Genomic DNA, 11,868 nt, shown 5'->3' on the forward strand with positions numbered 1-11,868 from the left:
ATGCGACCAGTCTGTTCCCACACCGGCGGCATCCTGCGCGTGCACCCCAGCGCCCTGGGCTGCGAGGAATGCCTGAAGATCGGCAGCGAATGGGTGCACCTGCGCCTGTGCCGGCACTGCGGCCACGTCGGCTGCTGCGACGACTCGCCGCACCGCCATGCGCGGGCGCACTTCCACGCCACCGGCCACCCCATCATCGAAGGCTACGACCCGCCGGAGGGCTGGGGCTGGTGCTTCGTCGACAAGGTCATGCTCGACCTGGGCGAGGACACCACGCCGCAGAACGGGCCGATCCCGCGCTACGTCTGACCGCCGCGCAGGGCGCTGTTCCTCAGTTCAGCGCCTCGACCTGGGCGTCGAACAGGTAGCCCACGCCGCGCTCCGTGCGGATGAACTGCGGCGCCGAGGCGTCCACCTCGATCTTGCGGCGCAGCCGCAGGATCTGCACGTCGATGGAGCGGTCGTACACCTCCGCACCGTGCAGGCGCGACAGCTCCAGCAGCTGGTCGCGCGTGAGCGCGCGCTGCGGCGCCTCGCACAGCGCCAGCAGCAGGTTGAACTCGCCGTTGCTCAGCTCGACGCGGTGGCCCTGCGGCGCCGTGAGGCGGCGCGCCAGCAGGTTCAGCTCCCAGCCGGCAAAGCGGTAGGCCCGGCGCTGCGATGGACGGCCGGGCGCCGGCGCCTCGCTGCTGGCCTGGCAGCGCCGCAGCACCGCACGGATGCGCGCCAGCAGCTCGCGGTTGCTGAAAGGCTTGGTCATGTAGTCGTCGGCGGCGATCTCCAGGCCCATCACGCGGTCGGCCTCGTCGCGCTTGCCGGTGACGATGATGACCGGGATCTTCGTGGTGGCCCGCAGCTCGCGCGCCAGCTGCATGCCGTCCTCGCCGGACAGGCGCAGGTCCAGGATCACCAGGTCGATGATCTGGTCCTGCAGCACGCGGGCCATCTCGGCACCCGAGGCTGCGGTGGAGACGCGCAGCTCGTTTTCTTCCAGGTACTCGCCCATCAATGCGCGCATGGCCGGGTCGTCGTCGACGACAAGAATGTGGGGTGCCGAGGTGTGTGCCATGCGGTGGAGGCTAGTGGGGGTTTGCTACGGAGCGGTGAGGACTTGATTTCAACTGAAATATGCCGGCTCCGCCCGACATCATCGCGGCATCTGCCCATGCGCCAATGCAAGGCAGCGGCAATGGGTGCCGCACGGCTCGGTGGATGGGATGATGTCGACAATCGTGGTGATCGAACAGGACGTGGCCATGCGCGCGTTGTTCTGCGAATGGCTGCAGGCCGAGGACTACCGGGTGCAGGGCCGCAGCGCGCGCGGTGCGGCCGTGGAGCCCGGCATCGACCTGGTCATCGTCGATCTTCTCAACCTACCCACCCAAGGGGCCGAGGCCGTGCGACTTGTCAGAACCATCTACCCGGGCGCAGCGCTGATCGGCATCTCCACGCAGATGAGCCGCACGCTGGGTGCCGACGCTGCACAAGCACGCGCATTGGGCGTGAGCGCGCTGGTGGCCAAGCCGTGTGCGCGCGATGAGCTGCTGGCGGCAGTGGCGGACGCGATCGGCGCGGCTGCATGACCGGGCTGGCTGGTGCCGCGCGGGCCCACGCCGACGGCTACTCTGCTCTGCGAATGTCCTCCGCACCGGGCCGCAGGCGGCCCGTGGCTCTACCTTGATTTCGCTGCACAGAGCACGCCATCGCGGTCCTTCTGCGTCGTCGTTGTCCGGGCGGACGACAGCGACCCCCACACAACGCTGGAGTTCAAGCATTTCCAGGGTCTCCTGACATGCAACGCCGCGACGCCCTGCGCCTGCGCACCATCGCCCTCGGCGCGGCCCTGATCCTCGCCTTCATCGGCTCGGCCGCCTACGACGGCTGGCGCCTGCACCAGCAGATCACGTCGGCCAACGAGCGCGAACTAGGCAACCTGGCCAAGGCCCTGGGCGCCGAGGCCGCGCGCAGCCTGGAGGCGGTGGACGTGCTGCTGCGCGAGACGGCCGACTGGTACGAGGAGCCCGACGCGCCACGCGACCCCATGGGGATCGCCAGCGGGCTGGCCACGCGCGCCGCCGGCGTGTCGCAGGTCAGCGTGCTGAGCATCGTGGACGCCCGTGGCCAGCAGCTGGCCCGCTCGCGCGAAACCGGCGAGCCCATGGCCAACGTGGCCGACCGGCCGTACTTCCAGCGCCAGCGCGAGCGGGCACAGGAGGGCCTGTTCATCAACGAGCCCATCGTCACCCGCACCGAACGCATCCCCGCGCTGGTGCTGTCGCGCCGCCTCGACGGCCCCAGCGGCGCCTTCGACGGTGTCGTCACCGCCATCGTCACCCTGCAGCAACTGCAGACCGCCTACACCGCGCTGGACCTGGGCGAACGCAGCTCCCTCGTGCTGACCCTGGCCGACGGCACGCTGGTGGCGCGCCAGCCGCCGGCCGCCGAGCTGGAAGGCCGCGTCAAGTACCCCGAGCTGGTGGCGCTCAAGGGCGGGCAGCTGATCGACCGCAGCACCAGCCCCATGGACGGGCGCACCAAGCTGGTGGCGGCGGTGGGCGTGGGCCAGCAGCCACTGGTACTGGCCATCACGCGCGACGAGCAGCAGGCCCTGCTGCCCTGGGTCGACGAGATGCGCAGCGCTGTGGTGCGCACCGTGCTGCTGTCGCTGCTGGTGCTGGTCACCATCGCCGGGCTGCTGCGCCAGATGCGCCGGCTCGAACGCGGCGAGGCCGCCCTGCGCGCCAGCGAGGAGCGCTACGCCATGGTGATGGAGGCCGCCAACGAAGGGCACATCGAATGGCACCTGGCCGATGGCGCCGTGTTCCCGTCCGAGCGCTGGGCCGCGCTGCACGGGGTGGACCCGGCTGTGCGCCTGGCCAGCGCCGACGCCCTGCTGCGCCACGTCGCCATCCACCCCGAGGACACGGAGGCGGTGCGCCAGGGCATCCGCGACCACCTGGAGGGCCGCACCCCGGCCATCGAGATGGACTACCGCGTGCAGGCCCAGGGCGGCGAGTGGCGGTGGATCCATGCGCGGGGTCGCCGCGTGGTCGATGCCGCAGGCCAACCCGTGCGCGTGTTCAGCTCGGCCGTCGACGTCAGCGAGCGCCGCCGCGCCGCCGAAGAGCGCGCGCTGCTCGACGCCCGGCTGCAGCAGACGCAGAAGCTGGAGGCGCTGGGCACGCTGGCCGGCGGCATCGCGCACGACTTCAACAACATCCTGGGCGCCATCCTGGGCTTCGGCGAGATGGCCCAGCAGCGCGCCGAGCCCGGCACGCCCATCCGCCGCCACATCGACCAGGTGATGCAGTCCGGCGCACGTGCGCGGCTGCTGGTGCGGCGCATCCTCGACTTCAGCCGCAACAGCGTGGCCGAGCGCGTGCCGGTGAACCTGCAGGGCGTGGTGGAGGAGGTCGTGGCCATGCTCTCGCCCTCGCTCCCCGCCGGCTTGCACGTGCAGACGCAGCTCGCGTCCAGCACCGCCGCGGTGGTCGGCGACCCCACCCAGCTCTACCAGGTGGCGATGAACCTGTGCACCAACGCCGTGCAGGCCATGGGTGACGCGGGCACGGTGGACATCCGCCTGGTCCGTGTGGAGCTGGCCGAGGACCGCGCGCTGCTGCACGGGCAGCTGCAGCCCGGACCCTACCTGCGCCTGTCGGTGGGCGACACCGGCCCCGGCATCCAGCCCGACGTCATGGCGCGCATGTTCGACCCCTTCTTCACCACCAAGAAAGTGGGCGAGGGCACAGGGCTGGGCCTGTCGGTGGTGCACGGCATCGTCTCCGATCTGGGCGGTGCCATCGACGTGCGGGGCCGTGAACCCCACGGCACGCTGGTGAGCGTGTGGCTGCCCGTGTGTGGCGAGGTGGAGGTGTCCGCCGCCGTCGCCCCGGCCGACTGGCCCACCGGTGCGGGCCAGACCATCATGGTCATCGACGACGAGCGCGCGCTGCTGGACCTGGCCGAGGAACTGCTGGCCGGCCTGGGCTACGAGCCTGTGGGCTACACCACCGCCGAGGCCGCGCTGGCCGCCTTCGAAGCCGCGCCCCAGCGCTTCGACGCCGTCGTCACCGACCTGGCCCTGCCCGGCCTGCAGGGCGACGCCCTGGCGGAGCGCCTGCTGGCCATCCGGCCGGGGCTGCCGGTGCTGCTGATGAGCGGCAACCTGGGCGCGGCGACGGAGCAGCGGGTGCTGGCGGGCGGGGTGCGGGGGGTGCTGCACAAGCCGCTGGCGTTGCAGGCGTTGGCGGAGGTGCTGGCGGGGATTCTTGCGGACGGGCGTTGAAGCGGTGCCCGGCTGACGCAGGCGCAGACACGTGCGCCATCGGGCCTATCACCCCAGGTCCGCCGCCCGCGCTGCCGCTGCCCGCCAATTCACCGAAGCGCCGCCGCGCATGGCCGCCCGCGCCCGACACGCCCGACCGGCCTGCGGCCTCTGCGCACCGCCAGAAGGGCGAGCAGCGCAGGGGCCATCACCACCAAGGTTCCGGGCATCGGCGCGAGATGGACCTCGATCGGCGGACCGACCTTGTTGATGTATCCATCGCCCGGGCAATCGAAGATGCGTTCGGCGTTGCCCGTGAGGACATCCATCAGAGACGCGTTCGACAGCGCCGAGGTATCCGCCGTCCAGGCACCGAACCCGAGACTGCACGGAATGTTCCGCAGTGTTCCGTCCGCGCGGCTCTGCAGTTCGTCGAGCTGTCTCGCGAAGCGGCGCGGCGGTCTGCTGCGCGGGCCGCGGCGGACCGGTCCGGGCGGAGGGACTGTTGCGGGTGCCGCGCCCGGCCTGCTTGGCCCCCCCAGCCTTCGCATTGCAGCTGAAACCACCACGGGCTTCACCCGTATTGGCCCCGCTTCGCCCTGCAATGCCCCGGCAACGCCCGGCACGGACAGTTCACTGCGCGACAGGAACTTTTCAACCCCCACGAGGAAGTGCACCATGACCACGCTCACCCGCTCCCACACCGCCGATGCCAACGCCGCCAAGCCCCACCAGGGCGCGGTGCTGCGCACCCCCACCGACCTGCAGGCCACCGCCACGCGCGACATCGCGGCGGCCATGAACGGCGTGCTGGCCGACGTGTTCGCGCTGTACCTCAAGACCAAGAACTTCCACTGGCACATGAGCGGCCCGCACTTCCGTGACTACCACGTGATGCTGGACGAGCAGTCGGACCAGATTTTCGCGATGACCGACGCCATCGCCGAGCGCGTGCGCAAGGTGGGGGGCACCACGCTGCGCTCCATCGGCCACATCGCCCGCAACCAGCGCATCCTGGACAACGACGCCGACTTCGTCGAGCCCTCGGACATGCTGGCCGAGCTGTGCGAGGACAACAAGACGCTGGCCGCCCGCCTGCGCGCCGCGCACACCGTGTGCGACGAGGCCCAGGACATCGCCACCGCCAGCCTGATCGAGAACTGGATCGACGAGACCGAGCGGCGCACCTGGTTCCTGTTCGAGGCGGTGCGGCCGGGCGATTCCAGCGGGCATTGAGGCGCAGCCGGGGCGCGTCCGACGCGTCCGGAGGGCGCCGCGGCCCGCGTGGTCAGCGGCGCCGTTTTACCAGCCGGACGTCGCTGCCCCTGCGTCGGCGTCGAATGCCCACCCAAGGCGCCGGTAGAAGCCCGTGGCGCGGCTTGCGGCGCCGGTCTCCAGCCAGGCGGCCGGATGCCGCGCGAACAATGCCGCTTCGGCGGCTTGCACAAGCCGTCGACCCAGGCCCTGGCCCGCATGTTCGGGCAGCACGAAGGCTGCGAACAGGCAGGCGTCCTCCAGGTCCACCGCGCTGCGGGAGGATTGCGCGATGGCTTCCGGCGTGATGCCGAGACTGGCCGATTCGTCGCGGGTCAGCGTGTTCCCCCGGACCGATGTGCGCACCTTGAACATGGCGGCGACGTCCGCCACTCCGGCCTGCCGTACCAGAGGATGCGAGGGAGAGCCTGGAGTCATCCAGTGACGAGAGCCGCCTGCATCGGCGGAGGCGCCTGCTGGGGCCCCTGGGCGGGCCTGCTCCTGGCCCCCCGCCCACTGCGCCCGGCGATCACCGCGACAGCTCGATCGGGTTCCCGTACAAAGGCCGCGCCCCGCACCGCGTGCTGACCGCATAGGCCACGCCGCAGGCCAGCATGACGGGCACGGTGAGCTGGAATTGCTGCGTCATCTCCAGCACCATCACGATGGCCATCAGCGGCGCATGCGTCACCGCCGTCAGCACGGAGGCCATGCCGATGACGCTGAGCGTGCGTGGGTCGCCCACCCACGCCGTCGGGAGCCACAGCGCGGCCCACTGCGCCAGCAGGTTGCCCGCCGCCGCACCGAGGAACAGCGACGGGGTGAACAGCAGGCCGGCGAGCAGCCCGCCCAGCGTGCAGACCACGACGCGGCGCCACGGGGGCGGGGCGCCGGCCACGGCTTCCAGCCCGCCGCCGCGGCCGTTGGCGAGCAGCTCGGCCTGCTGCACCAGCCAGTGGAAGACGACCGGCGCCGCAGCCGCCAGGGCGCCGGCCACCGCCGCCCAGCACCAGAGCGCGGCCATGCGCCGGGCTGGCGGCGTGCCGGTGCCGCCATGGGGGGCCACCGGCCTGGTCGCGCCCCGGCCCGTCACCGCTGCGCGCCGCCCAGTCCGACGATGCTGTTGCCCAGCGCGATGCCCCGGTCGCACATCGCGGTGCCCACGCGCATCTGCGCGCGGTTCCAGCCGGCGAGCGCCTGGTCGATGTTCGACGAGGCCCGCAGGGCCTGCGCCAGCGCCATCGCGTCGGCGGCCGCCTTGGCCGCACCGCCGGCCGTGTGCGGGCGCGGGATGAAGGCCGCGTCCCCCAGCACGACGGTGCGGCCGAAGACCATCCACGGCACGCGCAGGTCGGTGATGGCCTGGGCGAAGGGCTCCTCGGTGGCGGTCACCATGTCGGCGAACGAGGGCGCAAGGTGCGCACGGGCCGCGTCGCGCAGGTCCTGCGCGACCTGCGGGCGCAGCGCGCCGGGCGGCACGGAGTAGGCGCGGCGCCGGCCGTGGATGTCGGTCATGGCGGCGTCCAGGGGCGCACCGGCGTCCAGCCGGCGGTGCCAGACCCAGTTCCAGCGGCGCTGGCCGGGGGTGGTGCTCTCGTCGGGCCCCGGCACCAGGTAGGCCAGGAACTGGAAGTCCGGACCGTCCTGGAACGCGAAGCTGCCGGTCAGTTGGTCAGAGGACCGGTCGGGCAGCGCACGCTCGGGCAGCAGGCCACGCCAGGCCGTGTAGCCGGCGTAGGTGGGCGCCAGCTGCGGCAGCAGGGTGGCGCGCACGGTCGACAGTGGGCCATCGGCGCCCACGAGCAGGTCGCCTTGCGCCACGCGCCCGCTGGCGAAGCGCGCGGTGACGGTGTGGCCTTGCGTTTCGAAGCCTTCCAGGGTTTCGCCCCGGTGGACGGTGTCCTCGGGCAGCGCGCGTGCGAGCGTGCCGTGCACCAGGCTCCACGAGGTCTGCGTCTGCGGCATGGCCATGCGCTGGAGCACCTGGCCATGGCGGTCCAGGAAAATGCGGTCGCCCGAGCGCACGCCGAGCGCGCCCGCATGTGCGATGCCCGCGAACCGGAAGGCCTGCACCACGTCGGGCTGTAGAACGATGCCGCCGCCGCGGCTGTCCAGCATGCTGGGCGAGCGTTCGAACACGTCGACACGCCAGCCGATGGCGCGCAGGGCGGTGGCGGTGAACAGGCCGGCCAGCGAGCCGCCGATGACCAGCGCGCGGGGCGGCGCGGTGTCTTTCATGGCCGCCTCCGCTGCAAGGGATGAAGCTGGCGGCTCATGCGCTGAAGAACCTGAGCAGATCGGCGCTGACCTCGTCCTTGCGCGTGGTGCACAGGCCGTGCGGCGCGCCGGCGTAGACCTTCAGCGTGGCGTTCTTCACCAGTTCCACCGTGCGCAGGGCAGAGGCGGCCATCGGCACGATCTGGTCGTCGTCGCCATGCAGCACCAGGGTGGGCACGTCGATGCGCTTGAGGTCTTCGGTCATGTCGGTCTCGGAGAAGGCCTTGATGCAGAAGTACGCGGCCGGAAAGCCGGCCTGCATGCCCTGCCGCCAGAACGCCTGGCGCACCGCGTCGGACTTGGCCGCACCCGGGCGGTTGTAGCCTTAGAAGGGCAGGCTCAGGTCCAGCCAGAACTGCGAGCGGTCCTTCAGCACACCAGCGCGGATGCTGTCGAACGCCTCCATCGGCAGGCCGCCCGGGTTGGTGGCGCTCTTGAGCATGACCGGCGGCACGGCACCGACCAGCACCACCTTGGCGACACGCGCCGTGCCGTGCCGGCCGATGTAGCGCGCCACCTCGCCGCCACCCGTGGAATGGCCCACGTGCATCGCGCCCTGCAGGTCCAGCCTGGTGACCAGTGTGGCCAGGTCATCGGCGTAGGTGTCCATGTCGTTGCCGGTCCAGGGCTGGCTGGAGCGGCCGTGGCCGCGCCGGTCGTGCGCGATGCAGCGGTAGCCGCGTGCGGCCAGGTAGAACATCTGGTCCTCGAACGCGTCGGCGCTCAGCGGCCAGCCGTGGCTGAAGACCACGGGCGTGCCGCTGCCCCAGTCCTTGTAGTAGATCTCGGTGCCGTCTTGCATGGTCATGGTCGGCATGGTGTTTCCTTGGTGCGGTGGTGGGTCGAAGGGTGGATCGGGGCTTGCTGCGCGGCCTGCGCACCAGGCGGTGGGTGGGCCGCGACGCATGCTGTCGAATGCGTGGGGTCCACTGTGGTGGCCGGGCATTGCGGCGCCGTTGCCCTGGGCCCGGCCCGCAATGCAGCCGCAATCGCGCGGATTGCAGCCGTAGCAATCGGTGCTGCGCCTGCAATCGGCCCGCACACCGCCCGCGCGACCATGCCTGCACCGGCCCGCACCCCATCCGCCGGGCACCACCACCCGCCACCAGGAACCCCGCATGCCACCCACCGAACCCACGCCCAAGATCGCGCCTTACACCCATGCCGCCGGGGGCTGGGGCGCGCTGCGCCAGGTGGCCGTCTCGCTGGTGAAGGAGCAGGTTCCGGGCGCGAAGTACCGCACGCTGTTCCGGCAGAACCAGCCCGAGGGCTTCGACTGCCCCGGCTGCGCCTGGCCCGACCGCGTGCACACCTCCACCTTCGAGTTCTGCGAGAACGGCGCCAAGGCGGTGGCGGCAGAGGCCACGGGCAAGCGGGCCACGCCGGCGCTGTTCGCCGCCCACTCGGTCACGCAGCTGCTGGCGCAGTCGGACTACGAACTCGAGGAGCATGGCCGCCTGACCGAGCCGATGGTCTACGACGCCGCCACCGACACTTACCGCCCCATCGGCTGGGAGGCGGCCTATGCGCTGGTGGCGCAGCACCTGCAGGCGCTGCCCTCGCCCGACGCCGCAGCCTTCTACACCTCGGGGCGGGCCAGCAACGAGGCTTCGTTCCTCTACCAGCTGTTCGTGCGGGCCTACGGCACCAACAACTTTCCCGACTGCTCGAACATGTGCCACGAGTCCACCAGCCGTGGCTTGCCCGTGACGGTGGGCGTGGGAAAGGCCACGGTGACGCTGGACGACCTGCAGCACTGCGACACGCTGCTGCTGTTCGGCCAGAACCCGGCCACCAACCACCCGCGCATGTTGGGCGAGCTGCGCGAATGCGCCAAACGCGGCGTGACCATCGTGGCCATCAACCCACTGCGCGAGCGCGGGCTGGAGCGCTTCACCAGCCCGCAGAGCCCCACCGAGATGCTGACCATGGGCAGCACCGACATCGCCTCGGTGTTCGTGCGGCCGCGCCTGGGCGGCGACCAGGCGCTGATCAAGGGTGTGGCCAAGCGCGTGATGGAGCGCGACGACGCGGCCCGGGAGCAGGGCGCAGAGCGCATCCTCGACACCGCCTTCATCGCCTCGGACTGCGCGGGCTTCGACGCCTTCGCCGCAGATCTGCGCGCCGAATCATGGGAGGTGCTGGAGCAGGCCAGCGGCGTGACGCGCGAGGAGATCGCGCACCTGGCGGAGATCTACATCCGCGGCCGTGCCGTCGTCTGCACCTGGGGCATGGGCCTCACGCAGCACAAGAATTCGGTGGCGTCCGTGCAGACGCTGTCCAACCTCATGATGATGCGCGGCAACATCGGCCGCCGCGGCGCTGGCCTGCTGCCGGTGCGCGGGCATTCCAACGTGCAGGGCAACCGCACCATGGGCATCGAGAACCTGCCCAGCCAGGCCTTCCTCGACCGGCTGGAGCGGACCTTCGGCTTCCACCCGCCGCAGGCCCCGGGTTTGGACGTGGTGCAGACCATCGAGGCCATGCGCGACGGGCGCGTGAAGGTGTTCTTCGGGCTGGGCGGCAACTTCGCCATGGCCAGCCCCGACTCCGCCGTGACCTGGGAGGCCCTGCGCGCCTGCGACCTCACGGTGCATGTGGCCACCAAGCTCAACCGCAGCCATTTGATCCACGGCCGCGACGCGCTGATCCTGCCGACGCTGGGCCGCACCGAGATCGACCTGCAGGGCGGCGTGGCGCAGGGCGTGACGGTGGAGGATTCGGTGTGCATGGTGCACCTGTCCTACGGCATCAACGCCCCGGCGTCGGAGCAGCTGCGCTCGGAGACCGCCATCGTCGCCGGCATCGCGCAGGCCACGCTCGGGTCGCATCCGGTGGACTGGCAATGGCTGGCGGCCGACTACGCCCGCATCCGCGATGCGATTGCGCAGGCGCTGCCGGGCTTCGCCGATTTCAATGCGCGCGTGGCCGTGCCGGGCGGCTTCCATCTGGACACGCCGGCCCGCGAGCGGCGCTGGTCCACGGCCAGCGGCAAGGCGCAGTTCGTGGTGTCGCCCATCGAGACCGACACGCCCATCGCCCGCGCCCGTGTGCTGCACGGCGAGCGCCTGATGGTGCTGATGACCATGCGCTCGCACGACCAGTACAACACCACCATCTACGGCCTGAACGACCGCTACCGCGGCGTGTTCGGCCAGCGGCGCGTGGTGTTCGTGCATGCGGAGGACCTGCGCATGCTGGGCTTGGACGCCGGCGAGTGGGTGGACCTGGTCGGCGTCTGGGGCGACGGCGTGGAGCGCCGCGCCGACCGCTTCCTGCTGGTGGCCTACGACATCCCGCGCGGGTGCATCGCGGCCTATTACCCCGAGACCAATCCGCTGGTGCCGCTGGGAAGCAGGGCGGATGGATCTGGTACGCCAACCTCGAAGTCGATCCCGGTGCTGTTGCGGCGCAGCGCCTGAAGTGGTGCCCGCATGCGTGTCAGCCCGGTGGCGCGCCGGCGAACTTGAAGCAATGCGCGGCGTGGTCGTCCACCATGCCGATGGCCTGCATCCAGGCGTGGACGATGGTCGGGCCGACGAACTTGAAGCCGCGCTTCTTGAGGTCCCTGGAAATAGTCTCGGACAGTGGCGTGGACGTGGCGAAGTGCACGCCGTCGCCGCGCAGCACCTGGCCGCCGCTGAAGGCCCAGCAGTAGTCGGCGAAGTCCTCGCCAGCGGCCATCATCGCGTTGTAGATCTTTGCGCCCGCGATGGTGGCCTCGATCTTGGCGCGGGCGCGCACGATGCCCGGGTCGGCCACCAGGCGCTCGACATCGGCGGCACCGAAGCGCGCCACCTGCCGGGGGTCGAAGTCCGCGAAGGCCCGGCGGAAGCCCTCGCGTTTTCGCAGGATCGTGATCCACGACAGCCCGGCCTGGAAGCCCTCCAGCATCAGCATCTCCCAGAGCATGCGCGCATCGCGCTGGGGCACGCCCCACTCGGTGTCGTGGTAGTGCTGGTACAGCGCGTCGGTGCCGCACCAGGTGCAGCGGGGCAGGGTCGTGGCGGTGTTCATCGGAGCGGCATTGTGCCGGGCCGCGTGCGTTGCTTTTGCCTGCTGTCTTGAGG

The 11,868-nt window shown here is 71.1% G+C and carries 11 protein-coding genes and 1 pseudogene; 5 read left to right on the plus strand and 7 right to left on the minus strand.

Going from position 1 to position 11,868, the window contains the following annotated elements; all coding sequences use genetic code 11:
• A complete protein-coding gene (locus tag ASF45_RS05005) occupies positions 1–309 on the plus strand; it encodes a UBP-type zinc finger domain-containing protein (RefSeq protein ID WP_056657905.1) in 309 nt (102 codons plus the stop codon).
• Positions 310–331: 22 nt separating this feature from the next.
• On the opposite strand, the gene ASF45_RS05010 is transcribed toward ASF45_RS05005, so the two are convergent.
• On the minus strand, positions 332–1,069 hold the full coding sequence (locus ASF45_RS05010) for a response regulator (RefSeq protein WP_056657907.1): 738 nt from the start codon (positions 1,067–1,069) through the stop codon (positions 332–334).
• A gap of 151 nt (positions 1,070–1,220) precedes the next feature.
• Here ASF45_RS05010 and ASF45_RS05015 point away from each other — a divergent pair, with 151 nt between their 5' ends.
• Positions 1,221–1,583 (plus strand): response regulator, encoded by a 363-nt coding sequence (locus ASF45_RS05015; protein ID WP_162243959.1) that lies wholly within the window; start codon positions 1,221–1,223, stop codon positions 1,581–1,583.
• Positions 1,584–1,792: 209 nt separating this feature from the next.
• Positions 1,793–4,288: an ATP-binding protein gene (locus ASF45_RS05020; RefSeq protein ID WP_056657912.1), complete on the plus strand. Its 2,496-nt coding sequence runs from the start codon at positions 1,793–1,795 to the stop codon at positions 4,286–4,288.
• Positions 4,289–4,377: 89 nt separating this feature from the next.
• On the opposite strand, the gene ASF45_RS35050 is transcribed toward ASF45_RS05020, so the two are convergent.
• A complete protein-coding gene (locus tag ASF45_RS35050; RefSeq protein ID WP_156472853.1) occupies positions 4,378–4,947 on the minus strand; it encodes a hypothetical protein in 570 nt (189 codons plus the stop codon).
• Here ASF45_RS35050 and ASF45_RS05025 point away from each other — a divergent pair.
• Positions 4,946–5,503 carry a Dps family protein gene (locus ASF45_RS05025; protein WP_056657914.1) on the plus strand — a complete coding sequence of 186 codons (558 nt, stop codon included), beginning with the start codon at positions 4,946–4,948 and terminating at the stop codon, positions 5,501–5,503. The genes ASF45_RS35050 and ASF45_RS05025 overlap by 2 nt on opposite strands.
• Before the next feature lie 66 nt (positions 5,504–5,569).
• Here ASF45_RS05025 and ASF45_RS05030 read toward each other — a convergent pair whose 3' ends face one another.
• The 4 genes and pseudogenes from ASF45_RS05030 to ASF45_RS05045 all read right to left on the minus strand — a co-directional run bounded on the left by ASF45_RS05030 (position 5,570) and on the right by ASF45_RS05045 (position 8,615).
• A complete protein-coding gene (locus ASF45_RS05030) occupies positions 5,570–5,896 on the minus strand; it encodes an N-acetyltransferase (RefSeq protein WP_235580806.1) in 327 nt (108 codons plus the stop codon).
• Positions 5,897–6,050: 154 nt separating this feature from the next.
• Positions 6,051–6,545, minus strand: coding sequence for a chloride channel protein (locus ASF45_RS35055; RefSeq protein WP_056657920.1), 495 nt, complete (start codon positions 6,543–6,545; stop codon positions 6,051–6,053).
• A gap of 65 nt (positions 6,546–6,610) precedes the next feature.
• Positions 6,611–7,759, minus strand: a complete 1,149-nt coding sequence (locus ASF45_RS05040; protein ID WP_056657923.1) for an FAD binding domain-containing protein — start codon at positions 7,757–7,759, stop codon at positions 6,611–6,613.
• A gap of 34 nt (positions 7,760–7,793) precedes the next feature.
• Positions 7,794–8,615, minus strand: a pseudogene (locus ASF45_RS05045) (alpha/beta fold hydrolase).
• Between the two features lie 301 nt (positions 8,616–8,916).
• Here ASF45_RS05045 and ASF45_RS05050 point away from each other — a divergent pair.
• Positions 8,917–11,220, plus strand: coding sequence for an FdhF/YdeP family oxidoreductase (locus ASF45_RS05050; protein WP_056657926.1), 2,304 nt, complete (start codon positions 8,917–8,919; stop codon positions 11,218–11,220).
• Positions 11,221–11,239: 19 nt separating this feature from the next.
• On the opposite strand, the gene ASF45_RS05055 is transcribed toward ASF45_RS05050, so the two are convergent.
• The gene (locus ASF45_RS05055; protein ID WP_056657928.1) at positions 11,240–11,815 is read right to left on the minus strand and encodes a DNA-3-methyladenine glycosylase I; all 576 of its coding nucleotides are present in this window, start codon (positions 11,813–11,815) and stop codon (positions 11,240–11,242) included.
• Positions 11,816–11,868 lie beyond the last annotated feature (53 nt).

It is taken from the genome of Pseudorhodoferax sp. Leaf265 (genome assembly GCF_001422365.1).
Taxonomy (GTDB): domain Bacteria; phylum Pseudomonadota; class Gammaproteobacteria; order Burkholderiales; family Burkholderiaceae_C; genus Pseudorhodoferax.

What these genes read in the sequence shown, in the direction of transcription:
- ASF45_RS05005 (WP_056657905.1), top strand. Translation starts at nt 1, where the DNA reads ATGCGACCAGTCTGTTCCCACACCGGCGGCATCCTGCGCGTGCACCCC.
- ASF45_RS05010 (WP_056657907.1), bottom strand. Translation starts at nt 1,069, where the DNA reads ATGGCACACACCTCGGCACCCCACATTCTTGTCGTCGACGACGACCCG.
- ASF45_RS05015 (WP_162243959.1), top strand. Translation starts at nt 1,221, where the DNA reads ATGTCGACAATCGTGGTGATCGAACAGGACGTGGCCATGCGCGCGTTG.
- ASF45_RS05020 (WP_056657912.1), top strand. Translation starts at nt 1,793, where the DNA reads ATGCAACGCCGCGACGCCCTGCGCCTGCGCACCATCGCCCTCGGCGCG.
- ASF45_RS05025 (WP_056657914.1), top strand. Translation starts at nt 4,946, where the DNA reads ATGACCACGCTCACCCGCTCCCACACCGCCGATGCCAACGCCGCCAAG.
- ASF45_RS35050 (WP_156472853.1), bottom strand. Translation starts at nt 4,947, where the DNA reads ATGGTGCACTTCCTCGTGGGGGTTGAAAAGTTCCTGTCGCGCAGTGAA.
- ASF45_RS05030 (WP_235580806.1), bottom strand. Translation starts at nt 5,896, where the DNA reads ATGTTCAAGGTGCGCACATCGGTCCGGGGGAACACGCTGACCCGCGAC.
- ASF45_RS35055 (WP_056657920.1), bottom strand. Translation starts at nt 6,545, where the DNA reads ATGGCCGCGCTCTGGTGCTGGGCGGCGGTGGCCGGCGCCCTGGCGGCT.
- ASF45_RS05040 (WP_056657923.1), bottom strand. Translation starts at nt 7,759, where the DNA reads ATGAAAGACACCGCGCCGCCCCGCGCGCTGGTCATCGGCGGCTCGCTG.
- ASF45_RS05050 (WP_056657926.1), top strand. Translation starts at nt 8,917, where the DNA reads ATGCCACCCACCGAACCCACGCCCAAGATCGCGCCTTACACCCATGCC.
- ASF45_RS05055 (WP_056657928.1), bottom strand. Translation starts at nt 11,815, where the DNA reads ATGAACACCGCCACGACCCTGCCCCGCTGCACCTGGTGCGGCACCGAC.